This window comes from Rhodanobacter sp. UC4438_H5 (assembly GCF_052978405.1).
Genome location: NZ_CM129672.1, coordinates 617,282 through 640,013 on the forward strand (window position 1 = coordinate 617,282; position 22,732 = coordinate 640,013).

The following is a 22,732-nucleotide window of genomic DNA, read 5'->3' on the forward strand; positions in this document are numbered from 1 at the left end:
ACCACTGACGAATCCGCCATGACCGCCATTCCGTTTGCCATCAGTTCCCGCCACAAGGGCTTCAACCGCGCCGAAGTGGTCGACCAGAACTTCATCGAGTTCGTGCAGCTGTGGCGCGGCGACGTGCATGCCGCACCGCGTGACGGCGAGGCGGTGCTGCCGGGCAGCGCGCTGGATGCACGCGGGTTCCGCGAGCTGTTCGAATCGCAGCTGATCTCGCGCCACCTCGACCTGATGGCGCGCGTGCTGCGCGTGCAGAACAAGGTGTTCTACACCATCGGTTCGTCCGGCCACGAAGGCAACGCGATGGTGGCGCGGCTGACCCGCCACACCGATCCGGCCTTCCTGCATTACCGCTCCGGCGGTTTCATGGCCGAGCGCTTCCGCAAGATTCCGGGGATGGACCCGGTGATGGATTCGGCGCTGTCCTTCGCCGCCAGCAAGGACGACCCGGCTTCCGGCGGCCGCCACAAGGTGTGGGGCAGCAAGCCGCTGTGGGTGCTGCCGCAGACCTCGACGATCGCCTCGCACCTGCCCAAGGCGCTGGGCACTGCGGTGGCGATCGAGCAGGCGCGGCGGATCGGCCACCAGCTGCCGATTCCCGACGACAGCATCGCCATCTGCTCGTTCGGCGATGCCTCCAGCAACCATGCCACTGCGCAGACCGCGTTCAACACCGCGGCGTGGACGGCGTACCAGAAACTGCCGGCGCCGGTGCTGTTCGTGTGCGAGGACAACGGCATCGGCATCTCGGTGAAGACGCCGAGCGGCTGGATTGCGGCCAACTACCAGCATCGTGCCAATCTCGACTACTTCTTCGCGAACGGCCTGGACCTCGCCGAAGGCTACGCCCAGGTGCAGCGTGCGGTGGAGCATTGCCGCGGCACGCGCCGGCCGACCTTCCTGCACCTCAAGACCACCCGCGTGATGGGCCACGCCGGCACCGATTTCGAGATCGAGTGGCGCTCGATCGAGGAGCTGTTCGCGGTGGAGGCGACCGACCCGCTGCTGCGCTCGGCCGGCATCGCGCTGGCGTCCGGCCTGTATTCGAAGGATGAATTGCTGAACCTGTACGAGGCCACCCGCAGGCGCTGCTTCGCCGCTGCCGAGGACGCGGATTCGCGCCATCGGCTGACCTCGCTGGAGGACGTGATGGCCCCGCTGGCGCCGTACACGCCGGCCGCGGTGAAGGCCGAGGCCACGCGTGCCGACTACGCGCAGAAGCGCCTGGCCGTATTCGGCGGCGAGGCGAAGCTGCCGGAGAAACTGCCGCCGCGGCACCTGGCGATCCAGATCGGCCAGGCCCTGCACGACTTGCTGGCGAAGTATCCCGAGGCGCTGCTGTTCGGCGAGGACGTGGCGCAGAAGGGCGGCGTGTACACCGTCACCAAGGGCCTCAACAAGACCTTCAAGGGCAGCCGCGTGTTCAACACGCTGCTCGATGAAACGATGATCCTGGGCCTGGCCCAGGGCTACGCGAACATGGGCATGCTGCCGCTGCCGGAGATCCAGTACCTGGCGTACTTCCACAACGCCTGCGACCAGATCCGCGGTGAGGCGGCGTCACTGCAGTTCTTCTCCAACGGCCAGTACCGCAACCCGATGGTGATGCGGGTCGCGTCGCTGGGCTACCAGAAGGGCTTCGGCGGCCATTTCCACAACGACAACTCGATCACCGCGCTGCGCGATATTCCGGGCCTGGTGGTGGGCTGCCCCAGCCGTGGCGACGACGCAGCAATGATGCTGCGCACGCTGATGGCATTGGCGAAAGTGGACGGCCGCGTGTGCGCCTTCCTCGAACCGATCGCGCTGTACATGACCAAGGACCTGTACGAGGCCGGCGACGGCCAGTGGCAGTTCGACTATCCGGCGCCGGACCAGGCGATGACGCTGGGCGAGGGCCGCATCTACAACGACGCGGCGAACGACCTGGTGGTATTTACCTTCGGCAACGGCGTGCCGATGGCGCTGCGCGCCGCGCGCACGATCGAAGCGGAACTGAAGTGGAAGGTACGCGTGGTCGACCTGCGCTGGCTGGCGCCGCTCAACGACGCCTTCATCGCGGCGCAGGCGAAGACCGCCAAACGCATCCTGGTGCTGGACGAAGGCCGCAAGAGCGCCGGCGTGGGCGAGGGCGTGATCACCGCGATCGTCGAAGGCGGCTGCGGCGCCACTCCGATCAAGCGCGTGGTCGGCGCCGACACCTTCACCCCGCTGGCCGGGGCGGCGCTGCTGGTGCTTCCGGGCGAGGCCGACGTGGTGGCGGCAGCGCACGCGCTCGTCGGCTAGGCATGCTCTGACCACGTCTTTGCCCGTCGTTCCCGCGAGGCGCGTTTCAACAGTCGAAGGGCTGGTCGAGCTTGTCGCTGTCCGGCATCGTACCGTCACGCCGCTGGGTCAAGTACGGCAGGATCGGTGGCCGTGACCGGGCATCGAAGCCATCGCCTCCCGCAGGAGCCCACTCGCGGGCGATGCCGTTGGGGCCGGGATCGGGATTTGTAAGAGCCAACGCATCGCCCGCGCGCGGGCTCCCGCGACCGTCGGCCGCGAGTGGGCCAGGATCGTGACTGGACAACCGCACGCCTCCGCCGGGGTGACGACTTGTTCGGACCTTCGCTGGCTGGCGCACCGCGCTTCAGCGATCCTCGCGCCGCGTCTCCACCACGCGCAGGCGCTTTTCGCCGGCGGCGTGCGCGGAGCGGTTCGCGAATTCGTCCATGCACACGCGATTGCGGCCGCGCAGCTTGGCGCGATACATCGCCTGGTCGGCGCGGTCGATCAGCAATTCGAGCGTGTCGCCGCGCTGGCGCATGGCCACGCCGATGCTGACGCTGAGCAGTTGCTGCTCGTCGCGCACCGGAATCTCCAGCCGGTGCACGCGGCGGCAAAGGCGGGTGGCCACCTGCATCGCCTCCTGCGCGTCGATGCCGTCGAGCATTGCCACGAATTCCTCGCCGCCGTAGCGGCCGAACAGGTCGCCCGGCCGCAGTTCCGCGCTGAGCGTGGTGGCCACCGCCACCAGCGCGCGGTCGCCGGTGTTGTGGCCGTGGTGGTCGTTGAGCTGCTTGAAGTGATCCAGGTCGAGGAACAGCACGGCGATCGAAGGCGCCTGGCTGCTGGCCAGCAGCGCTTCGGCACGCTCGGTCCAGGCACGGCGGTTGAGCAGGCGGGTGAGCGCGTCGTGGTCGGCCAGCACCTGCACCACGTCGCGATCCTGGCGCAGTTGCAGCGCGCGATCGGCCAGGCCCAGCGACAGCACCATCGCCTCGAAGGCGCCGCCGGCGAGGCTGAGATCGTTGAGCCAGTCGATGCGGGGCAGGGCGCCGTTGACCTGGGCGCTGGTCAGCGCGGTCAGCAGCAGCAACGGCGTCCAGCCGGCGAGGAAAAACCAGGCCTGGCGCGAGCCGCGCAGCGCGGCGATTGCCCCGGCCACCAGCAACAGCAGCGCGCCGATCATCAGCAACGGGTTGAGCAGGGCCTGGGCCATCGAGACCAGCAACGGGATGCCGCTGCAGCGCATCAGCACCAGCTGGATCATGCCCACGGCCACGGCGATCACCGGCACCTGCAGCAGCCGGGCATGGCGGCGCAGGTCGCAGAACCGCATCATAAACAGCGAGGCGAACGTCACCGACAAGGCCACCGCCACTGCGCCGACCATGGTGCTGGAGTCGACCAGCCATTGCCAGCGCAGCGGATGGAACACGAAACCGGTCTGCATGCCCTGGATCAGGGCGTAGCAGACGATGTAGCCGGCATACCAGGCGTAGGTGATGTCGCGCAGCATCAGCGAGAAGAACAACGCCATCATCACCATCGCCAGCATCACCGCGAAGCAGATGCTGGCGAACACCAGCCATTGGGTGTCGCGCTGCAGATACTCGTCCCACGACAGGATGCGAAAGCGGATCGGCGCGCTGACGGTTTGCGTCGGTTCCACGCGCAGCAGGATCGGCGTGGATGCGGACAGGTCCGCCGGCACGCGCCATGCCAGCCGGCCGTGGCCGTGGCCGTGGGCGCTGAAATCGTTCATCGCCAATCGATGCACCCGGTCGCCGTGGAACACGCTGATCGCACCCATCGGCGCCGGGTACACGGTGAGCACGCGATCCTCGTTGTTCCACGGCGGCTGCGCCGCGATCACCACCCAGCTGCCCAGCTCGTTGCGCGGAAAGCGTTGCAGCATGGACGGGTCGAAACTCTTCATGCGGCCGGCGTGGTAGGCGTCCATCACGCCCTGTGGCGTGTCACCGGCGACAACTTCCTGCCAGGCCCCATTCAGCGGCATGCCGTCGGCATGGGCTGCGCCGATCCCGAGCAGCAGCAAGCCGAGCCCCAGCATCCATGCGCGGATGCGTTGGCGGTGGCGTGCTGAAAATGTGACCGGCTTCTCCACTCGGCTTTCCCTGTTCTGCGCGACTTGCGGGGGAGCACGCGCGCAGGGCTTTTCTGTGGCCCGTGAGTCGATTTGTCCGTGGATACTGGCCTGCAGGGGTGCAAAGAAGGCCAACCTCCAACGCTGCACGATGTAAAGCCAGGATGTCAAGCACGGGTCATGCCATGTCGTGGCTTGCCGGGAGAGGCGGCCGGCGGCGGCGGGGAGGGCGGGGCGATGCTCTGATGGTCCAGGAGAACGGCCTGCAGGGACCAAAGCGGACGCTTTGGGTCACTCCCGACACCCGGGGCCGGCAAGGTGATTCCGGCAGCCCGGTCGTGGCTTCCCTGCCGACGGAGGAGTCTGAGCTTGCCGCGCTCAGCGCGGGCGACGCGCGCCCAGCAGCGCCAGCACGTCCTGTGCGCTGCGGATGCGTTCGCTGGCGCCGGGCAGGTCCAGGATCACCTTCAGCTTGTCCTGGCCATCCAGTTTGTAGACGCGCGGCTGGGTCTGGATCAGCTTGATGATGGCCAGCGGATCGACCTCCGGCTTCTCGCGGAACACGATGCGGCCGCCGTTGGCGCCGAAGTCGAGTTTGCGAATGCCCAGTGGCGTGGCCATCAGTTTCAGGCTGGCTACGGCGAACAACTGCTTCGTCGGTTCGGGCAGCAGGCCGAAGCGGTCGATCATCTCCACCTGCAAGTCGCGCAGGTCATCCTCGCTGCGGGCGCTGGCGATGCGCTTGTACAGGGTCAGGCGCGTGTGCACGTCGCCGAGGTAATCGTCGGGAATCAGCGCGGGCAGGTGCAGTTCGACCTCGGTCTCGTGCTCGGAACTGAGATCGAAGTCCGGCACCTTGCCCGACTTCAGCGCGCGTACCGCGCGATCGAGCAGTTCGGTGTACAGGCCGAAACCGATTTCCTGGATCTGGCCGGACTGCTCGTCGCCGAGCAGCTCGCCGGCGCCCCGGATCTCCAGGTCGTGCGTGGCCAGGGTGAAGCCGGCGCCGAGTTCTTCCAGCGAGGCGAGGGCCTCCAGCCGTTTCTGCGCATCGGCGGTGATCGACTTGCGGTCGGGCACCACCAGATAGGCATAGGCGCGATGGTGCGAGCGACCGACGCGGCCGCGCAGCTGGTGCAGCTGGGCCAGGCCGAAGTGGTCGGCGCGGTCGATGATGATGGTGTTGGCGGTGGGGATGTCGATGCCGGTTTCGATGATGGTGGTGCACACCAGCACGTTGAAGCGCTGGCGGTGGAAATCCGCCATCACGCCTTCCAGCTCGCGCTCGGGCATCTGGCCGTGGGCGATGCGGATGCGCGCCTCGGGTACCAGCTCCTCAAGCTCGCGCACGGTGCGCTCGATGCTCTGCACCTCGTTGTGCAGGAAGTACACCTGGCCGCCGCGCGACAGCTCGCGCTGCAGCGCCTCGCGGATCGTCGCCGGGTCCCACGCAGAGATGAAGGTGCGCACGGCGCTACGGTGCGCCGGCGGGGTGGCGATCAGCGACAGGTCGCGCAGGCCGGCCATCGCCATGTTCAGCGTGCGCGGGATCGGCGTGGCGGTCATCGTCAGCAGGTCCACTTCGGCGCGAAGTTTCTTGAGCTGCTCCTTCTGGCGCACGCCGAAACGCTGCTCCTCGTCGACGATCACCAAACCCAGGTTCTTGAACTTGACGTCCGACTGCAGCAGCTTGTGCGTACCCACGATCACGTCGATCTGGCCGTCGGCGAGGCGCTTGAGCGCCTCGTTCACTTCCCTGGTCGACTTGAAGCGCGACAGCACGTCCACGCGCACCGGCCAGTCGGCGAAGCGGTCGGCGAAGTTGCGGTAGTGCTGCTGGGCGAGCAGGGTGGTCGGCACCAGCACGGCGACCTGCTTGCCGGCGGTGGCGGTGGCGAAGGCGGCGCGCAGCGCGACCTCGGTCTTGCCGAAGCCGACGTCGCCGCAGATCACCCGGTCCATCGCGCGCGGCGCGGCGAGATCGTCCAGCACCGCCTCGATCGCGCTTTCCTGGTCGGGAGTTTCTTCGAACGGGAAGCTGGAGCCGAATTCCTCCACCAGCTGACGGTCGATCGGCAACGACTCGCCGCCGCGCGCCTGTCGCTGCGCGTAGATCGCCAGCAGCTCGGCGGCGACGTCGCGCACCTTCTCCGCCGCCTTGCGGCGCGCGCGCTCCCACGCGTCGCCGCCCAGCGAGTGCAGCGGCGCCAGCTCCGGCGCGGTGCCGGAGTAGCGGCTGACCAGGCCGAGCTGCGAGACCGGCACGTACAATTTGTCGCCCTTGGCGTATTCGATGGTGAGGAACTCGCCGGCCATGCCGCCGACGTCCATCGACAGCAGCCCCTGGTAGCGGCCCACGCCGTGATCCACGTGCACGATCGGCGCGCCGACGGTGAGTTCGGTGAGATCGCGGATGATCGTGTCGGGATCGCGCGCCGTGCCACGCCGGCGTTTGCGCTCGCGCTCGTTGCGCACGCGCTCGCCGTAAAGCTCGCGCTCGGTGAGCACGGTCAACACCGGTTTGGTCAGTGCAAAGCCCTGCTCAAGCGGTGCGATGGTGATGGCGAAGCGCGGGAGGTTTTGTTCGTCATTCCGGCTTTCACCGGGGTGACGAGCGAGAAAGGCCGACCAGTCATCGACGTGCTCGGGTTTCAGCCCCGCGCTTGCCAGCGTATCGACCAGCGCCTCGCGCCGTCCCGCCGAATCCGCCGCGATCAGCACGCGGCCCGGGTAGCCGGCGAGGAAATGCCGCAGCGAGGTGGCCGGCTCCTCGCCCTTGCGATTCAGCGGCAGCTCCGGCGCCGGCTGGGTGCCGGTGTCGATGGCGTGCTCGTGGCCGGGCTCGACCACGTCCACGCGCAGGCGCTTGTTGAGCTGCTCGCGCAACTTGTCCGGCGGCAGGTACAGCTCGGCTGGCGGCAGTACCGGGCGCTCGATGTCATGCGCGCGCTGGTCGTAGCGCTCCAGTGTCTGTGCCCAGAACTGGTCGGCGGCTTCCCCGGCACCTTCGCCGAGCACGAACAGCGCGTCGTCGGCGAGGTAGTCGAACAGCGTGGAGGTCTGCCGGAAGAACAAGGGCAGGTAGTACTCGATGCCCCCGGGCGTGACGCCCTCCTTCATGTCCTGGTACAGCGGGCAGCGGCGCACGTCGATCGGGAAGCGCTCGCGCAGATTGGAGCGGAACTCCTTCGCCGCTTCCTCGGTGAGCGGAAACTCGCGGGCGGGCAACAACTCGACGCGTTCCACCTGCTGCTGCGAGCGCTGCGTCTCGGGATCGAAGCTGCGGATCGAGTCGACCTCGTCGTCGAACAACTCGATGCGGTACGGCTCGGCGGTGCCCATCGGAAAGATGTCCAGCAACGCGCCGCGCACCGCGAAGTCGCCCGGCTCGGCCACCTGCGGCACGTGGCGGTAACCGGACGCTTCCAGTCGGCGCTGCTCGGCGGCCAGGTCGAGCTGCTGACCCTTCGACATCACCAGGCCGGAGCCGGTGATGTGGGTACGCGGCGCGATCCGCTGCATCAGCGTGGCCACCGGCACCACCAGCACGCCGCGCTTGACGCCAGGCAGGCGATACAGCGTGGCGATGCGTTGCGAGACGATCTCCGGATGCGGACTGAACGCGTCGTAGGGCAACGTCTCCCAGTCCGGGAACTGCAGCACCGGCAGATCATCGGCAAAGATGCCCAGCTCCGCTTCCAGCGCCTGTGCGCGCTGGGTGTCGCGCGCCACCACCACCAGCAGGCCGTCATGCGTGCGCGCCGCCTCGGCCAGCAGCAAGGCGCGTGCCGAGCCGTGCGGCGGCAACCAGTAGCGGCGCTGCCTGGGTGTGGTGGGGAGGGGAGGATGCTTGATCGGGCTGGGCATAGCCGACAAGTGTAACGCGGCGCTCCAGTCGGGCCGTGCGGGGCGGGCACCGCCCGCCGCTCCCGATCATGGCGCCGTGACGAGTTGTCCTACAGTTTCAAGGTGATCAGCATGGTGCCCGGTTCGTCGGGAATCGCGCGCTGGGTGAAGCCGAGCTCCTTGCACAGTTGCAGCATCGGCCGGTTTTCCTGCAGCACGTAGCCCCACAGTTCGTACAGGCCACGGCGCCGGCAATCGTCGACCAGCCGCTGCATCAGCAGCGCGCCGAGGCCGATGCGGCTCCAGGCATGCTCCACCAGCACGGAGAACTCGGCCGTGTCGGTGGTATCGTCGACGTAGATGCGCCCCACGCCGCGCATCTCGGCCGGGTGGAGGGATTCGTCCATCAGCACGAAGGCGGTTTCGCGCGTCGGGTCGATCCGGCACAGTTGCTGCGCCATCGGCGTGGGCAGCTCGGACATCGCGTGCAGGAAGCGGCGACGGATCTCCTCCGGCGACAGGCGGGCGAAACAGCGCTGCATCGCCGCCACGTCACCCGGTTCGATCGCCCGCAGGGTGAGCTCCCGTTCGTCCTGCGTACGCACCTTCTCGCCGGCCGCCGGCGCGAGGGCCTTGCGGGCAAAGCGCAGGCTGCTTCGCGGTGGCAGCGAGGCATGCGGCGTGGGGGAGACGAAGTCGATCGCGGGAATCATGGGCGCTCCATACTTTTGCGTATTGTGTGCAATGCAGCATGATTATGCAACGGGCAACCGCCGACAGATCATGATGATGAGGTGAGCTTTGGCGTCACTTCCGGTCATTCATGTTGCGCCACAAGATGCGCCGCAGGACAAAGACAGCGCCTGCGCAACACCCCACAATGGATGCGGATTCCCCGGCGGAGCAGCCTGCATGACCAACCAGCCACCCCGCGGCATCACCGTGGCCCAATTGCAGCGGCTGTGCAGCCGCTGGCCCGGCGTAACGCGCGACATCAAGTGGGGCGACAACCTGGTGTTCAGCGTGGGCGACAAGATGTTCGCCATGACCCATGCCGATGGTCGCGAGGGCGGGCGCCTGGCGTTCAAGGTGGCGGACGAGCGATTCCTCGAACTCACCGACCTGCCCGGCATCATTCCGGCCCCGTACCTGGCGCGGATGCGCTGGGTGTCGGTCACCGAACCACGACGTTTCGCCACGGCGGAGCTGCAGGCGCTCATCCTCGACGCGTATACGCTGATCCGCGCCAGGCTCACGAAGAAACTGCAGTCCGGACTGGGCCCGCTGCCCGTGCTCAAGGCAGGCAAGCCATGAAGCAGCATCTCGGCGCACTTGCGCTGCTGGTCGCCGACTACGACGAGGCGATCGCCTGGTACACCCGCGCGCTCGGTTTCGAGCTGATCGAAGACACCGACATGGGTGGCGGCAAGCGCTGGGTGCTGCTGGCGCCGCCCGGTTCCGGCGAAACCCGCTTGCTGCTGGCCAAGGCGAAGGGTGACGAACAGACTTCCCGCATCGGCAACCAGACCGGCGGCCGCGTGTTCCTGCTGTTGCACACCGACGACTTCCAGCGCGACTGGCAGCGCATGCGCGCCGAAGGCGTGCACTTTCGCGAGGAGCCGCGGCATGAGGCCTACGGCACGGTGGCGGTGTTCGATGATCTGTACGGCAACGGCTGGGATCTGCTGGAACCGCGGCGTAACCCGCCGTAACCGTTCTCCGAGGCCACCCCCGTCCCTGCAGGAGCCCGCTGGCGGGCGATGCCTTGAAAGCCGGGATTCGGGAATTCGGGATTCGGGATTCGCAAAAGCAACTGCATCGCCCGCGAGCGGGCTCCTACCAGATCAAATCGTCCGGCACCTGGAACTGCTTGTAATAGTCGTCGTCCGCACCATTGCCGCTACCGGCTTCGCTACGCGCGTGATCAAGCACGATCGCTGTCGCATCACGCTCGTATACCTTGTCGGCCGCAACACGCGGCAGCAATTCATAACCCTGATCATGCCGCACGATCACCAGCGTGCCGCTGGCCAACTGCGCACGCAGCGCCTCGTTCACCAGCACATCCCTGATCGTGCCGCCATCGGTGAACCGATAGGCAATCTCGCCATCGCGCTTCACCTTGTGCGCCTCGACAATCTGGCGCACCTGCGCGTGCGCTTCGTTCTGCCGCAGCTGCGCATTGCGCTCCGCCGCCAGCGCACGATCGCGCTCGGCCTTCTCCGCCTGCAACCGCTCCACCTCCACCTGCTCGGCACTCGGTGCCGCCGGTCCCTTGCCCTTGTGCTTCTTCGCCTGCTCGCGCACGACCTGCGCCGCCTTGGCCTTGTTGACCAGACCGGCCTTGAGCAGTTGTTCTTGCAGGGGGTTGCGCATGAGGCAGAGGGATCCCGGGCAGAAGTGCTAAAGAGAATTGTAGCGTGTGACCGGTATGCGACCGTCGTCAGTTTGGGTGGCGTGTGCAACTCCTCGTCTTTACGCACCTAGCCGAAAAGTCTTCGCTTCCCCGATGCGGTCGATCTTTTGCCGCCCGATGTAATGCTCGGCATCTCGTTGCTTGAGCAGCCGCCCGAGCCATCCGTGCCACATGTCCATGAAAGGCGGAAATCCGCTCCGGATGTCTTCTGCCGATGGTTGTCCGATGGAGGCTTTCCTGCCGAGTGTCCCGATGGCTTTACGGCACAGAACTTGGTGGGTATACTGTGTATATGAAGTATGCACAGATCGACCCCGGACTGTTCCTGTCGGTCAGCGACAGCACGCCGATGTACCAGCAGATCGTCAACCAGATCACCACCAAGGTGATGGCTGGTGATTGGCCGGCGGGCCAGCCGTTGCCATCGATCCGGGAGTTGGCGAGTGCCAGCCGGGTCAGCGTGATCACGGTCAAGCGCGCCTATGCGGAGCTGGGCCAGGCCGGGGTGATCGTGACGCGACACGGCATGGGTTCGTTCGTGGCCGAATCGCGGGATTTGTCGACAACCTTGCTGCGTGCCGAGTTCACCAAGCACTTTGATGCCATGTTGGCCAGCGCCCGACGGCTTGGCCTATCCGCGGAAGATATCCGGCGACTGCTTGACGAGCAGGCCGACTGGTCCGCCGATTCCACTGAAGGATCCACACCATGACGACTGCATTCTCCCTGTCCGGAGTGACCAAACGCTACGAGAACTTCGCGCTCCGGGACATCGATCTCAGCATGCCCGAGGGGCAGGTCATGGGGCTGGTGGGAGTAAACGGCGCGGGCAAGACCACGTTGCTACGCATTCTCAGCGGGCTGGCACTGGCCGATGCGGGTGCGGTCGAGGTGCTTGGACATGCCATGCCGGCGCAACAAGTTGCCGCGAAGAAGGACTTGGGATTCGCGACGGAAGACATGCGCCTGTTCAAGACCCGGACCTTGCGCTGGCACATGGATTTCGTGCGTGCGATCTATCCGGGCTGGGACGAGGCGTACGCCACCGAGCTGCTTCGCCGCTTCGACCTGCGCGCGGAACAGACGATGACTGGGTATTCGCACGGGCAGCGCGTTAAAGCGCTGCTGATGCTCAATTTCGCCCGCCGGCCGAGGCTGCTGTTGCTCGATGAACCGACCACGGGCCTCGACCCGGTGGCGCGTGACGAGGTGCTGGAGGCGCTCGCCGATGTTCTTCGCGACGAAGCGCGCAGTGTGATCTTTTCCTCTCACAACACCAAGGACATCGAGCAGATGGCGGACACCATCACCTTCGTTCACGACGGCGCGCTGCTGGCGTCCAGGGAGAAGGAAGCATTCCTCGACGATTGGCGCCGGATCGTCTGCCTGGGAGCGTGGCTGCCGGACAAGATCGCGTGGCCCGAAATCGCCGCGGCGCGACAGAACGGTTCGATCCTGGAACTGAAGGTGCGCCAGTTCAGCGACGGATTGCTGAAACGCCTGCAGGCGAAGGGCGTGGAAATTCGCAGCACCGAGCCGATGAGCCTGGAAGATATTTTCGTCACCACCGTGCGCGCTGGAGGTGTGGCATGAATTTCTCGTCACTCAACCTGCCGGTGATCAAGCTCCTGGTGGCGAAGGACTGGCTCCTGTTCCAGAAACAACTCGCGGCCTGCGTGCTCGCCGGGATCGTGGCGCTGTGCCTGATCGGCATGGCCACCGGCTGGAGTTTCTATCTTGGCTCGCTGCTGCTGATCATCGTGCTGGTCTCTGCCTCGTGCTTCTCGATCTCCACCTCGTTGCTGGTCGAACGCAAGGAGCACACGCTGGCGTTCGTGATGAGCCTGCCGGTGACGCCGCTGGACTATTACCTGGCCAAGCTGGTCGGCAGCCTGGTCACGTTTCTCGTGCCGTTCTTGGTGATGCTCGCTGGAACGATGCTGGTGATCCTGTTCACACCGTTACCGGACGGGCTCGTCGTCTTGTCGTTGTTGATCTTCGGACACGTGCTGCTGGCGTACACCGCGTCGTTGAGCGTCGCCATGGCAGTCGAATCCGAGGGGTGGAACATTTTCGCCATGATCAGCAGCATGGTGCTGATCAATCCGTTCATCATGCTTCTGGGGCAGCTCCCGGCGATCAGCGACCACGTCAAGACCGACACCATCGTATTCGGCCCGGTCGTGGTGTCGATCCTGCTTGGCCAACTGGTGGTCGGCGTTGCGGTCCTCATCGCGACCGGCTGGGTGCATTGCCGAAAGAAATCGTTCTACTGAACTGATCCCCGTTCACGCTTAGCCCTTCGACAAGCTCAGGACAGGCGTAGCCCGCGCAGCGGGTGGAGTCGAAGCGCGGCCATGCACCATTCCGATGAATCCGTCCGACCTGTTCGGAGGTCTCGCCATGCACGACACAATGCGCTTTCATTACATGGACAACCTGCGCGCGCTGGCCATGTTGTCCGGGGTGGTTTTCCACGCCGCGCTGGCTTACAGCCCGCTCCTGCATCCGTATTTTCCCACGGCCGATCGCGCGCAATCGCCTGCCCTTGATTGGTGCATCTGGTTCCTGCACCTGTTTCGCATGCCGCTGTTCTTTCTGGTTGCGGGCTTCTTTGCGGCGATGCTCCTGCGCAAGCGTGGTATGTGCGGCATGTTCCTCAATCGCATGCGGCGCATCGCATTGCCGCTGGTGATCTTTTGCCCGCTGGTGCTCGCCGCGATGAGCTACAGCACGCTGCATGCGGCGGCGAGCGTGCAGAACCCGTCACCTGTGCTGGTGATGATCAAGCAGTTCTCGTTGATGGCGAACCCACCAGCACTGCCGCCCGGCACGGGCCACCTATGGTTCCTCTACTACCTGTTGTTCTTCTATGTCCTGATCTGGGCGGCGAAAAGCCTGGAGCTGGGGGAGGTCGGGAACCTGGTGCGTGGCCTGAACCCCGCGTGGCAGTTGGCGTTGTTACCCCTGTTGCTGGTGCCGGCGCTCGCCTCGGTGACCGCTCCGCATCCCGCACCAGAAAGCCTGTTTCCCAAGTTCTGGGCTTTCGGGTTCTATGGACCATTCTTCGCGTTCGGCTATCTGCTTTTCGGCCACGAGGCCCTGATCGAGCGCTTCCGCCGTTTCGCATCGTGGCTGCTGCTGGCAAGCCTGGGCCTGTACGGTGTGTTCTGGTATCTGCTCAAGCGGCACGTGCCCACCGCCGCGGAGCCGTCTGCGACGCTGCCCATCGCGGCAGTCGAAGCCTGCGTCAGCGTCTGGATGACCTGCGTTTGCCTCGTCGCCGGCCGATCGTTGCTGAATCGGGGCAACTGTCTGTTGCGCTACCTCTCCGACTCGTCTTATTGGGTCTATATCATCCATCTCCCGGTCCTGTTCGTCATTCAGTACCGACTGATGGACATGGAGGTGTGGTGGGGGGCGAAGTTTGCGATCTCCGTCATGGCAACGTTCGCACTTTGCCTGCTCAGCTATCACGCTCTGGTGCGCAAGACCGTTATCGGAAAACTTCTTGGCGTCCGACCACCGGTGGCGGGAGCAGCCACCGGGGGGTGATGGCGCGGGCGCTTGCGACGAACAACACGTTGTCACATGGCTTTCCCTCGCCGATATTCAATCCGCGTTGTCCGGCTCGAAGAAGCTCCAGCGCACGTCGCCGAACTCGGCCTTCATCGCGGCCTCGACGGTGTTGATGGCTTCGATGAGGTTGGCGGTGGGCTGCATGCGCGCCTTCACCGCCACCATCACGTCGGCGCCCATCTGCAGGGTGATCAGGTTGAGTACTTCGGCGACTTCGGGGCGGTTCCTCAGGAAGCCCATCAGCTCGTCACGGCGGCGCGGTTCCACGCCCTGGCCGATCAGCAGCGCCTTCACTTCGATCGCCACCAGCACGGCGACGACGATCAGGAGGGTGCCGATGGCGATGGTGCCGGCGGCGTCGAACATCAGGTTGCCGGTGAGCATGGTGGCGCCGATGGCGAGGGCGGCCAGGCAGAGGCCGACGAGGGCGGCCAGGTCTTCGCCGAAGATCACCAGCAGTTCGCTGGAGCGGGTTTGGCGAAACCACGTCCACAGATCCTGGTCACCGCGGGCCTTGTTCACTTCCTGCATGCAGCCGCGCATCGAGATGCCTTCGACCACGATGCCGAACACCAGCACGCCCATCGCCAGCCACGGCCACTTGAGCGGTTCGGGATTCGTGAGCTTGTGCACGCCCTCGTAGATCGAGAACATGCCGCCGACGCTGAACAACAGGATGGCGACGAGGAACGACCAGAAGTACAGCGCACGACCCCAGCCCAGCGGGAATTCGTCGGACGGTGGACGCTTGGCCTGGCGGATGCCGAGCAGAAGCAAACCCTGGTTGCCGCAGTCGGCCAGCGAGTGCACCGCCTCGGCCATCATCGCGCCGGAGCCGGTAACCACGGCGGCGACGAGCTTGGCCACGAAGATGGCGAAGTTCGCGCCCAGCGCGAGGAAAATGGCCTTGATCGGGTTGGCGTGGCTGGACATGCGCGGGCTCGGGCGGGAAACGGGCGGCCATTGTAATGGACGCCAGCCGGGCCTCTCCGCGAGATGGCGGCGGACGCCTGCTGCCTCCGCCGCGAGGCCGTGAGGCGGGGTGCCCGCCTCCGGACAGCGACTCAGCGGATGCCGACGCCCACGCCAAGCCCGAAGTGCACGTTGCTGCGACCCTTCTGCATTTCCTCGGCGGTCCAGACGTGGGACTGCGCCACGTCGACCAGCGGGAACAGGTAGTCAGCCTGGCCAACCTGGCCGCCGCGGGTGCCGTTGAGTTTGCCGTCGACGGTCATCAGCGCGCCGGCGGGGTAGTCGAGCGGTTCGACGTAGCCGCGCAGCACGGCGATGAAGCGGCCGTTTCCGCTGTCATTCGCCTTCGGCCGCTGCGAGGAATCCAGCGGGTAGGCCAGCAGCTCGATTTCGCTGTGGTCCTGGAAATTGTTGACGTGCACGATGCGCCCGCCCCAGATGACTTCGTTGCCGCTGTACTGCTCGGGCGTCTGCGCCACTTGCGCGGGGGTGGCGAGCACCGCGTTGCCGGTGGTCTTGTAGATCGGCGCGGGTGCGCAGGCGGCCAGCACGAGCAAGGCGGCGGGCAGGGCGAGCCGGATCAGCAGCGGGGCGGGGCGGTGGCGCATGGTCGTGGCTCCTGGGCGGACGCGAAAGACGGGGCCAGCTTAGCGACGGTTCGGCCTGGGCGGTAGTCGCGAGGCGGGCAGGGGGCTGGGCGTATTCAGCTGGCTGCCGGCCTCGTCCAGCAGCCAGTCGAGTTTTACCGTGGCCGGACGCTCGCGCGCCAGCAGGCCGGCCAGCACGCGCAGCGGTTCGCGCAGGGCATCGTCCAGTTTCCACGGCGCGTTGAGGATGACCATGCCTGAGCCGTTGAGGCGCAGCGGCGAATCGTCCGGGTGCACCAGCAGCTCGGCGCGCAGGACGCGTTTCACCCCGCTGTGCTGCAGGCGGCGCAGGAACGGCTGCACCTGGCTGCGCAGCTTGATCGGATACCACACCGCGTAGACGCCGGTGGGCCAGCGCTGCAGCGCCGGCTTCAGGGCCTGCTCGATCAGCTTGTACTCGGCGTCCTGCGCCTCGTAAGGCGGGTCGATCAGCACCAGGCCGCGCTTCTCCTGCGGCGGCACCAGCGCCTTCAGCGCCTCGTAGCCGTCGCGCTCGTGCACGTGCACCTGAGGGTTGCCGCGGAACAGGTCGCGCAGCTTGCATGCCGCCTCGGTATGCAGTTCGCACAACTGGGCGCTGTCGCCGGGGCGCAGCAGGCGGGCGACCTGCAGCGGCGAGCCGGGGTAGCGCTTCAGGCCTTGCGCGTTGTCGGCGCTGCCCAGGATGCCGTCGCGCCAACGACGCAGCAGCGGCGGCAGTTTCTCCGCCGGGTGCAGGCGCGCGATGCCGTCCTTGAACTCGCCGGTCTTGCCTGCCTCGAAACCGTCCAGCGGATAGTTGCCGCTGCCGGCATGGGTGTCGATGTAGCAAAACGGTGCGGGCTTGGCCTGCAGCGACTCGATCAGTGCCAGCAGCACGACGTGTTTCAGGACGTCGGCAAAATTGCCGGCGTGGTAGGCGTGGCGGTAGTTCATGGCGGTCACGGGAATGGGGACACCCAGTATAGAGGGCCGGTGCCGTGCTCCCCCGGCGCTACGTAACCTTTCCTGCACATGGGCCGGTGCAGGCTCCGCTTGTTGCAGCGTTGCAACCGGCCGGACGCGCGGCTCCGGCCGTCCACCTGCGCGGAGAATCATCATGAAGTTCCTGCCAAGAATCATGGTTTCGACGGCCGCTGTCGGCCTTTGCCTGGCATTCGGCACGGTCAGCGCCCAGGACACCGGAGGCATGGCGCCGGCACCGGCGTCGAGCAGCATGGGCCATATGGGCGGCATGCATCACAAGATGATGCGCCACAACAAGAACGGCAGCATGCACATGATGCCGGCCACGGTGAGGTCGGTGGATGCCAAGACCGGCATCGTCGAGGCGGACGCGGGAGGCATGTCGCTACGCGTGCACTTCCCGCCGGCTTCGGTGGCCAACCTGAAAGTCGGCGACAAGATCACGCTGCACATGGGCTATACCAAGTAGTTCGTCGGGTGACCGACGAACCATTACGGGCGCCGGACATGGGCCGATGGACCCATGTCCAGAGTTGAGACTGGCCGGCATCGACCCTATGCTGTGCCGATGAATCACCTGCTTCGCCATGCCGCACGCTTGCCGTCCCTCCGGGCGATGGCATGGTTGGCGTGGCTGATTCTCGCGCTGGCACCGGTGCATGGCATGCCGCGCGGGATGGCCGGCGACGCGCTGCGGGGCGCGCCGGCATCGTCCGTCGCGCACGCGGCCGATCATGGTCCGGATGCCATGCCGGTCGCGTCCGGCTGCTGCGCCGACCACGGCCTCGGCCAGCGCGACGCGATGACGTCGGCCCATTGCGCGGCGGCGTGCGGCAGCTTGCTGCAGGTGGCCACCCTGGCTGCTCTGGTGCCGGTGGCGCCGGAACCGCTGCACGTTTCCCCTCCCTTCGCGTCCGCGCCCAGCGTCGTGCACGCGCCACCGCTGCGGCCGCCAGCCGGCTGATCCTCGTTCGCTGCGACCGTGCCTGCATGCCCGCCTGGCGGCGAGCGTGGACGGCGGCCCGTGTCGGCACCGGCCATCGGTGCCTTCCCCGAAGGAGACCTGCGTGCATCCATTTCCCCCCTTGCCTGCGACCGACCTGTCGCGGCGACGTTTCGTGCAGGGCCTGGCCCTGGGCGGCGCGGCAGCCGGCCTTGGCCTGCTGCGGCCCGCGAACGCCTGGACGCTGACCAGCCCGGGACAGCCCACCGTGCTCAGCGGCACCGACTTTGCGCTGGACATCGTCGAGCGCACCATCAACTTCACCGGCGCGGCGCGGCCGGCGACCACCGTCAACGGAGGCGTGCCAGGTCCGTTGCTGCGCATGCGCGAAGGCACCACGGTGAACCTGCGCGTGAGCAACCGCCTGCGCGTGCCCACCTCGATCCACTGGCACGGCATCGTCCTGCCGTTCCGGATGGACGGCGTACCCGGCCTCAGCTTCGACGGCATCGCGCCGGGCGAGAGTTTTCTGTACCGGTTCCAGCTGCGCCAGAGCGGCACCTACTGGTACCACTCGCACTCGGGTTTCCAGGAGCAGAACGCGCTGTACGGTCCGCTGGTGATCGAACCGGCCGGCCCCGAGCGCTACCCCACGGATCGCGACTATGTGGTGATGCTCAACGACTGGACCGACGAGGACCCCGAGCGCATCTACGCCAAGCTGAAAAAGCAGAGCGACTACTACAACTTCGCGCAGCCCACCGTGCCGGACTTCTTCCGTGACGTGCGTGAAAAGGGCCTGAGCCAGGCGCTGGCCAAGCGCAGAATGTGGAACCAGATGCGGATGAATCCGACCGACCTCGGCGACGTCTCCGGCTACACCTACACCTACCTGATGAACGGCACGACGCCGGCCGGCAACTGGACCGGCATCTTCAGGCCCGGCGAAAAGATCCGGCTGCGTTTCATCAACGGTTCGTCGTCCAGCATCTTCGACGTGCGCATTCCCGGCCTGAAAATGACGGTGATCGCCGCCGACGGCCAGGACGTGCAACCGGTGGCGGTCGACGAATTCCGCATCTCGGCGGCCGAGACCTACGACGTCATCGTCGAGCCGCAGGAAGAGCGCGCGTACACGCTGTTCGCCCAGTCGATCGACCGCAGCGGCTATGCGCGCGGCACGCTGGCGCCGCGGCTTGGCATGTCCGCCGAAGTGCCGGCGCTGGACAGGCGCGTATGGCTGGACATGCGCGACATGATGGGCGCGATGTCGCACGCGGACCACGGCGGCGGCCACGCCGCGATGCCCGACATGGACCACGGCAGCATGGCCGGCATGGCCCCCGCGCCGGCCGTGCACCATGCCCGCAGCGAATACGGCCCCGGCGTGGACATGCATGTCGACACGCCGCGCACCAACCTCGACGATCCGGGCATCGGCCTGCGCGACAACGGCCGCCGCGTGCTGACCTACGCCGACCTGCACACCGTCGGCGGCCCGCTCGACGCGCGCGAACCCGGCCGCGAGATCGAACTGCACCTGACCGGAAACATGGAGCGCTTCATGTGGTCGTTCGACGGCATCAAGTACTCCGACGCCAAGCCGATCCATTTCAACACCGGCGAGCGCCTGCGCATCGTGCTGGTCAACGACACCATGATGAACCACCCGATCCACCTGCACGGCATGTGGAGCGAGCTGGAGAACCCGCACGGGCAGTTCCAGGTGCGCAAGCACACCATCAACGTGCAGCCGGCACAGCGGATCAGCTACGCGGTGACCGCCGACGCGCCGGGGCGCTGGGCCTACCACTGCCACCTGCTGTACCACATGGAGGCGGGCATGTTCCGCGAGGTGGTGGTGGCATGAGCACGAAGCGCCGCGATACCTCGATCGTTCCGCGCCGCGTGGCGTGGCTGGCCGCACTGCTGCTGGCCATGCCGCTGGCGGCGACGGCGCAGAGCGCGCCAGCCCCGGCCGGCAGCACGGCGCCGGTGGCGATGGACCATGGCCCGATGCACGGGATGGACCACGGCGGCATGCATCACGGCACGCCGCCGCCCGCGCCGGCGACATCCCCCCAGGTCATGCCCGACATGGATCACGCGTCGATGCCCGGCATGAGCCACGGCCAGGCGCATGGCGCGGGCGCGGGCATGCAACCGATGCAGGGCGGCTACGCACCGGCGGACGCACGCAGTGGCGATTATTCCGACGGCATCGCCGCCAGTCCCGCGCACGCCCTGCACATGCACGGCAGCACACCCGCCGGCATGCTGCTGATCGATCAGCTCGAAGCGTTCCACGGCCGCGACGGCAACGGTCAGTCGTGGGAAGCCTCAGGCTGGTACGGCAGCGACACGGACAAGCTGTGGCTGCGCAGCGAGGGCGAGCGCAGCGATGGCCGGATCGGCGATGGCGAGGTCGAGGCGCTATGGGATCACGCCGCGGCCGCGTTCTGGAGCACGCAGCTGGGCGTGCGCCATGACTTCGGCACCGGTCCGCAGCGAAGCTGGGCCGCGTTCGGCGTGCAGGGCCTGGCGCCGTACTGGTTCGAGATCCAGGCCACCGCCTACGTCGGGCCGTCCGGCCGCAGCGCGGCGCGCCTGCGGGCGGACTACGAGCTGCTGTTCACCCAGCGGCTGATCCTGCAGCCGGAGCTGGAGGTCAACCTGCACGGCAAGTCCGACCCGGCGCGCGGCATCGGCAGCGGCCTCACCGATGCCAGGCTGGGCTTGCGCCTGCGCTACGAGATCCGGCGCGAGTTCGCGCCGTATCTTGGCGTAGTCTGGACGCGCCGCTTCGGCACCACGGCCGATTTCGCCCGCGCCGATCATCAGGCAGTCTTCGACCGGCAGTGGGTCGCCGGCCTGCGCATCTGGTTCTGAGGAGAGCCCATGAAACGACTCATCATCACCGTCGTGATTCTCTGCGTCATCGCCGCCGCCGGTGTCGGCGCCTTCGTCTGGTCCGGCGTCTACAACGTCGGCGCCGACGACCACCACACCAGACCCGTCTACGCGCTGATGCAGACGCTGCGCGAGCGCTCGATCGAGCATCACGCAAAAGACATCGTGGTGCCGAATCTCGACGACCCGCAGCTGATCCTCAAGGGCGCCGGCCAGTACGCGGCGATGTGCACCGGTTGCCACCTGGCGCCGGGCATGGCCGAGAACGAGATGCGCCCGGGCCTGTACCCGCTGCCGCCCGAGCTGGCGAAATTCCGGCCCGATCCGCGCGAGGCGTTCTGGGTGATCAAGCATGGCGTCAAGATGAGCGCGATGCCGGCGTGGGGTGCCACCCATGACGACGCCACGATCTGGAGCATGGTGGCGTTCCTGCAGAAACTGCCCGACATGACGCCGGCGCAATATCAGGACATCGTGGCCCGGGCACCGCAGGACCACGACATGGATGAGGCGGGCGGCCACAGCCACAGCCATGGCGGCACCGCTGACGAGGATGCGCATGGCACGGCGGCGATGGAAGGCATGCCGATGGCCGGCGAAGCGGGGCACAGCCATGACGCGGCTGATGGCGATGTTCACGAACACGCCGCCGTGCCGACGGTCGAGGCGCCGCTGTCGATGGAAGGCATGACGCCGGGCGCAGTGCCGGCGGCCGAAACGGTGGCGCGGGCCTTCCAGGCCGCGTTGCAGCGTGGCGACCGCGAAGCCGTACTCGCACTGCTGGCGCCCGGGGTCCGCGTCAGCGAAGGCGGCCACACGCAGACACGCGACGAATACGCCGCCGGCCATCTGGGCGAGGACATCAAGTTCCTGAAGGCCGCGAAGCTCACGCCGGTCTCGTTCGGCTCGATGCCGATGGGCGACACCGCAATGGTCGGCAGCGAAAGCGGCGTCGAGGTCACGATCAAGGGCAGGCCGACCACGCTGCGCAGTCGCGAGATGCTCAAGCTCGGCAAGGACGGCGACAGCTGGAAGATCGTGTCCGTCCAGTGGCAAACCACCCCGACAACCGGAGAATGACGATGAAACGATGGTTTTCCCGCATGGGCATCAGTTTGCTGTTTGCCGTGCTGTTCGCGCCGGCGGCGTTGGCGGCGAATGCGTTCGACGTCTACCGCGACCCGTCCTGCGGCTGCTGCGGCGCCTGGGTCGATTACATGCGCGCGCAGGGCTACACCGTCACCGTGCACCAGGACCAGCCGATGGCGACGGTGAAGGCGCGCTTCGGCGTGCCGCCCGGTGCGGTGTCTTGCCATACCGCGGTGATCGAGGGCTACGTGGTCGAGGGGCACGTGCCGGTGGAGGACATCCGCCGCCTGCTCGCCGAGCGGCCGGACGCCATCGGCATCGCCGCGCCCGGTATGCCGATGGGCTCGCCCGGCATGGAGATGGGCGCGCCCGAGCGTTACGATGTAGTGCTGATCGGCCGCGACGGCTCGACCCGGGTGTATGCGACGCACGGCCTGGCTGCGTGAGCGCAGCTGGTCTCCCGATCGCGATCCGCCGACTTGATCCGCGTCAATGACCTGCCCGCTGCCGACACTACAGTGCCCGTGAGATGAAACCCGCCTTCCGCCTCCGTCCCGTCGCCCGTCGCCGCCTTGCGTGGCTGGTGGTCGTGCTGCTGCTGTGGCAGCAGGTGGCGGTGGCGGCGTATGCCTGCGTCGCGGCACAGGCGGCGCCGGCCGCGGCCGCGCTGGCCGTGGCGGTGCACTCCTCGTCCATGGCAATGGCCGACGGCTGTGCGGACATGACGACACCGGTCGATCCGCTGTGCCGGCAGCATTGCCAGCCCGACCATGCCACCCAGGTCGATGCGCGCACCGCCTCGGTGCCGGCCAGCGCGTTGTCCGCGCTGCCGCCGGTGCTGCTGTCCGTGACGGCGGTGGCGTTGCCGTCCGAGCGGGCGTTGATTCGGCGCGAGCGTCTGCGAGCGCCGCCACCGATTCCCCGCTTGTTGTTCTGTTCGCTCCTGATTTGATCTGACCCGTCGCGGTATCCACCGACGTGGCGTCGTGCCTGCATGGCACGGCGCGAAT

Annotated in this window: 21 protein-coding genes; 14 read left to right on the forward strand and 7 right to left on the reverse strand. The window is 67.0% G+C overall.

Annotated features, from left to right (window positions below):
* Nucleotides 1-18 precede the first annotated feature (18 nt).
* Entirely contained in the window at nt 19-2,289 is a 2,271-nt protein-coding gene (locus ACVCL9_RS02750) for a thiamine pyrophosphate-dependent enzyme (RefSeq protein WP_447099213.1), read from the forward strand.
* A gap of 346 nt (nt 2,290-2,635) precedes the next feature.
* On the opposite strand, the gene ACVCL9_RS02755 is transcribed toward ACVCL9_RS02750, so the two are convergent.
* The 3 genes from ACVCL9_RS02755 to ACVCL9_RS02765 all read right to left on the reverse strand — a co-directional run bounded on the left by ACVCL9_RS02755 (nt 2,636) and on the right by ACVCL9_RS02765 (nt 8,934).
* Nucleotides 2,636-4,396 carry a diguanylate cyclase gene (locus ACVCL9_RS02755; protein WP_447099212.1) on the reverse strand — a complete coding sequence of 587 codons (1,761 nt, stop codon included), beginning with the start codon at nt 4,394-4,396 and terminating at the stop codon, nt 2,636-2,638.
* A 357-nt stretch (nt 4,397-4,753) separates the two neighbouring features.
* Nucleotides 4,754-8,242, reverse strand: a complete 3,489-nt coding sequence (mfd, locus tag ACVCL9_RS02760) for a transcription-repair coupling factor (RefSeq protein WP_447099471.1) — start codon at nt 8,240-8,242, stop codon at nt 4,754-4,756.
* Nucleotides 8,243-8,331: 89 nt separating this feature from the next.
* Nucleotides 8,332-8,934: a GNAT family N-acetyltransferase gene (locus tag ACVCL9_RS02765; protein ID WP_395117581.1), complete on the reverse strand. Its 603-nt coding sequence runs from the start codon at nt 8,932-8,934 to the stop codon at nt 8,332-8,334.
* A 199-nt stretch (nt 8,935-9,133) separates the two neighbouring features.
* On the opposite strand from ACVCL9_RS02765, the gene ACVCL9_RS02770 reads away from it, so the two are divergent.
* Together ACVCL9_RS02770 and ACVCL9_RS02775 are read left to right on the forward strand one after the other, a co-directional pair.
* The gene (locus ACVCL9_RS02770) at nt 9,134-9,535 is read left to right on the forward strand and encodes an MmcQ/YjbR family DNA-binding protein (RefSeq protein ID WP_447099211.1); all 402 of its coding nucleotides are present in this window, start codon (nt 9,134-9,136) and stop codon (nt 9,533-9,535) included.
* Complete coding sequence (locus ACVCL9_RS02775; protein ID WP_447099210.1) at nt 9,532-9,933, forward strand: VOC family protein; 402 nt, start codon at nt 9,532-9,534, stop codon at nt 9,931-9,933. Before ACVCL9_RS02770 ends, ACVCL9_RS02775 begins: the two co-directional genes overlap by 4 nt.
* Before the next feature lie 124 nt (nt 9,934-10,057).
* Here the strand turns inward: ACVCL9_RS02775 and ACVCL9_RS02780 are convergent, their stop codons facing one another.
* Nucleotides 10,058-10,597, reverse strand: a complete 540-nt coding sequence (locus tag ACVCL9_RS02780) for a DUF2058 domain-containing protein (RefSeq protein ID WP_447099209.1) — start codon at nt 10,595-10,597, stop codon at nt 10,058-10,060.
* Nucleotides 10,598-10,929: 332 nt separating this feature from the next.
* Between ACVCL9_RS02780 and ACVCL9_RS02785 the strand changes: the two genes are divergently transcribed.
* The 4 genes from ACVCL9_RS02785 to ACVCL9_RS02800 all read left to right on the forward strand — a co-directional run bounded on the left by ACVCL9_RS02785 (nt 10,930) and on the right by ACVCL9_RS02800 (nt 14,192).
* Nucleotides 10,930-11,349 carry a GntR family transcriptional regulator gene (locus ACVCL9_RS02785; protein ID WP_447099208.1) on the forward strand — a complete coding sequence of 140 codons (420 nt, stop codon included), beginning with the start codon at nt 10,930-10,932 and terminating at the stop codon, nt 11,347-11,349.
* Nucleotides 11,346-12,230: an ATP-binding cassette domain-containing protein gene (locus ACVCL9_RS02790; RefSeq protein WP_447099207.1), complete on the forward strand. Its 885-nt coding sequence runs from the start codon at nt 11,346-11,348 to the stop codon at nt 12,228-12,230. The genes ACVCL9_RS02785 and ACVCL9_RS02790 overlap by 4 nt, the downstream gene beginning before the upstream one ends.
* Nucleotides 12,227-12,913 (forward strand): ABC-2 transporter permease, encoded by a 687-nt coding sequence (locus tag ACVCL9_RS02795; protein ID WP_447099206.1) that lies wholly within the window; start codon nt 12,227-12,229, stop codon nt 12,911-12,913. The genes ACVCL9_RS02790 and ACVCL9_RS02795 overlap by 4 nt, the downstream gene beginning before the upstream one ends.
* Nucleotides 12,914-13,007: 94 nt before the next feature.
* On the forward strand, nt 13,008-14,192 hold the full coding sequence (locus tag ACVCL9_RS02800) for an acyltransferase family protein (RefSeq protein WP_447099205.1): 1,185 nt from the start codon (nt 13,008-13,010) through the stop codon (nt 14,190-14,192).
* A 57-nt stretch (nt 14,193-14,249) separates the two neighbouring features.
* Here ACVCL9_RS02800 and ACVCL9_RS02805 read toward each other — a convergent pair whose 3' ends face one another.
* The 3 genes from ACVCL9_RS02805 to ACVCL9_RS02815 form a co-directional block, all read right to left on the reverse strand.
* Complete coding sequence (locus ACVCL9_RS02805; RefSeq protein WP_447099204.1) at nt 14,250-15,149, reverse strand: cation diffusion facilitator family transporter; 900 nt, start codon at nt 15,147-15,149, stop codon at nt 14,250-14,252.
* A gap of 131 nt (nt 15,150-15,280) precedes the next feature.
* Nucleotides 15,281-15,796: a Slp family lipoprotein gene (locus ACVCL9_RS02810; protein WP_447099203.1), complete on the reverse strand. Its 516-nt coding sequence runs from the start codon at nt 15,794-15,796 to the stop codon at nt 15,281-15,283.
* 39 nt (nt 15,797-15,835) lie between these two features.
* The gene (locus ACVCL9_RS02815) at nt 15,836-16,750 is read right to left on the reverse strand and encodes a 23S rRNA (adenine(2030)-N(6))-methyltransferase RlmJ (RefSeq protein ID WP_395117607.1); all 915 of its coding nucleotides are present in this window, start codon (nt 16,748-16,750) and stop codon (nt 15,836-15,838) included.
* A gap of 163 nt (nt 16,751-16,913) precedes the next feature.
* Between ACVCL9_RS02815 and ACVCL9_RS02820 the strand changes: the two genes are divergently transcribed.
* From ACVCL9_RS02820 to ACVCL9_RS02850, 7 genes are all read left to right on the forward strand, one after another.
* On the forward strand, nt 16,914-17,249 hold the full coding sequence (locus ACVCL9_RS02820) for a hypothetical protein (protein ID WP_395117609.1): 336 nt from the start codon (nt 16,914-16,916) through the stop codon (nt 17,247-17,249).
* 147 nt (nt 17,250-17,396) lie between these two features.
* Nucleotides 17,397-17,744 carry a hypothetical protein gene (locus ACVCL9_RS02825; RefSeq protein WP_447099470.1) on the forward strand — a complete coding sequence of 116 codons (348 nt, stop codon included), beginning with the start codon at nt 17,397-17,399 and terminating at the stop codon, nt 17,742-17,744.
* A gap of 103 nt (nt 17,745-17,847) precedes the next feature.
* The gene (locus tag ACVCL9_RS02830) at nt 17,848-19,593 is read left to right on the forward strand and encodes a copper resistance system multicopper oxidase (protein ID WP_447099202.1); all 1,746 of its coding nucleotides are present in this window, start codon (nt 17,848-17,850) and stop codon (nt 19,591-19,593) included.
* Nucleotides 19,590-20,612: a copper resistance protein B gene (locus ACVCL9_RS02835; RefSeq protein ID WP_395117613.1), complete on the forward strand. Its 1,023-nt coding sequence runs from the start codon at nt 19,590-19,592 to the stop codon at nt 20,610-20,612. The genes ACVCL9_RS02830 and ACVCL9_RS02835 overlap by 4 nt, the downstream gene beginning before the upstream one ends.
* A gap of 9 nt (nt 20,613-20,621) precedes the next feature.
* Nucleotides 20,622-21,713, forward strand: a complete 1,092-nt coding sequence (locus ACVCL9_RS02840; protein ID WP_395117615.1) for a c-type cytochrome — start codon at nt 20,622-20,624, stop codon at nt 21,711-21,713.
* A 2-nt stretch (nt 21,714-21,715) separates the two neighbouring features.
* Nucleotides 21,716-22,168: a DUF411 domain-containing protein gene (locus ACVCL9_RS02845; RefSeq protein ID WP_395117617.1), complete on the forward strand. Its 453-nt coding sequence runs from the start codon at nt 21,716-21,718 to the stop codon at nt 22,166-22,168.
* A 137-nt stretch (nt 22,169-22,305) separates the two neighbouring features.
* On the forward strand, nt 22,306-22,674 hold the full coding sequence (locus tag ACVCL9_RS02850) for a hypothetical protein (RefSeq protein ID WP_447099201.1): 369 nt from the start codon (nt 22,306-22,308) through the stop codon (nt 22,672-22,674).
* The last annotated feature ends 58 nt before the right edge of the window (nt 22,675-22,732 follow it).

Bases quoted from the DNA above. Each gene is read 5' to 3' on its own strand.
- mfd (WP_447099471.1), bottom strand. From the start codon at position 8,242: ATGCCCAGCCCGATCAAGCATCCTCCCCTCCCCACCACACCCAGGCAG.
- ACVCL9_RS02775 (WP_447099210.1), top strand. From the start codon at position 9,532: ATGAAGCAGCATCTCGGCGCACTTGCGCTGCTGGTCGCCGACTACGAC.
- ACVCL9_RS02780 (WP_447099209.1), bottom strand. From the start codon at position 10,597: ATGCGCAACCCCCTGCAAGAACAACTGCTCAAGGCCGGTCTGGTCAAC.
- ACVCL9_RS02835 (WP_395117613.1), top strand. From the start codon at position 19,590: ATGAGCACGAAGCGCCGCGATACCTCGATCGTTCCGCGCCGCGTGGCG.
- ACVCL9_RS02825 (WP_447099470.1), top strand. From the start codon at position 17,397: ATGGCATGGTTGGCGTGGCTGATTCTCGCGCTGGCACCGGTGCATGGC.
- ACVCL9_RS02790 (WP_447099207.1), top strand. From the start codon at position 11,346: ATGACGACTGCATTCTCCCTGTCCGGAGTGACCAAACGCTACGAGAAC.
- ACVCL9_RS02800 (WP_447099205.1), top strand. From the start codon at position 13,008: ATGAATCCGTCCGACCTGTTCGGAGGTCTCGCCATGCACGACACAATG.
- ACVCL9_RS02795 (WP_447099206.1), top strand. From the start codon at position 12,227: ATGAATTTCTCGTCACTCAACCTGCCGGTGATCAAGCTCCTGGTGGCG.
- ACVCL9_RS02815 (WP_395117607.1), bottom strand. From the start codon at position 16,750: ATGAACTACCGCCACGCCTACCACGCCGGCAATTTTGCCGACGTCCTG.
- ACVCL9_RS02810 (WP_447099203.1), bottom strand. From the start codon at position 15,796: ATGCGCCACCGCCCCGCCCCGCTGCTGATCCGGCTCGCCCTGCCCGCC.
- ACVCL9_RS02840 (WP_395117615.1), top strand. From the start codon at position 20,622: ATGAAACGACTCATCATCACCGTCGTGATTCTCTGCGTCATCGCCGCC.
- ACVCL9_RS02845 (WP_395117617.1), top strand. From the start codon at position 21,716: ATGAAACGATGGTTTTCCCGCATGGGCATCAGTTTGCTGTTTGCCGTG.
- ACVCL9_RS02770 (WP_447099211.1), top strand. From the start codon at position 9,134: ATGACCAACCAGCCACCCCGCGGCATCACCGTGGCCCAATTGCAGCGG.
- ACVCL9_RS02820 (WP_395117609.1), top strand. From the start codon at position 16,914: ATGAAGTTCCTGCCAAGAATCATGGTTTCGACGGCCGCTGTCGGCCTT.
- ACVCL9_RS02765 (WP_395117581.1), bottom strand. From the start codon at position 8,934: ATGATTCCCGCGATCGACTTCGTCTCCCCCACGCCGCATGCCTCGCTG.
- ACVCL9_RS02805 (WP_447099204.1), bottom strand. From the start codon at position 15,149: ATGTCCAGCCACGCCAACCCGATCAAGGCCATTTTCCTCGCGCTGGGC.
- ACVCL9_RS02785 (WP_447099208.1), top strand. From the start codon at position 10,930: ATGAAGTATGCACAGATCGACCCCGGACTGTTCCTGTCGGTCAGCGAC.
- ACVCL9_RS02750 (WP_447099213.1), top strand. From the start codon at position 19: ATGACCGCCATTCCGTTTGCCATCAGTTCCCGCCACAAGGGCTTCAAC.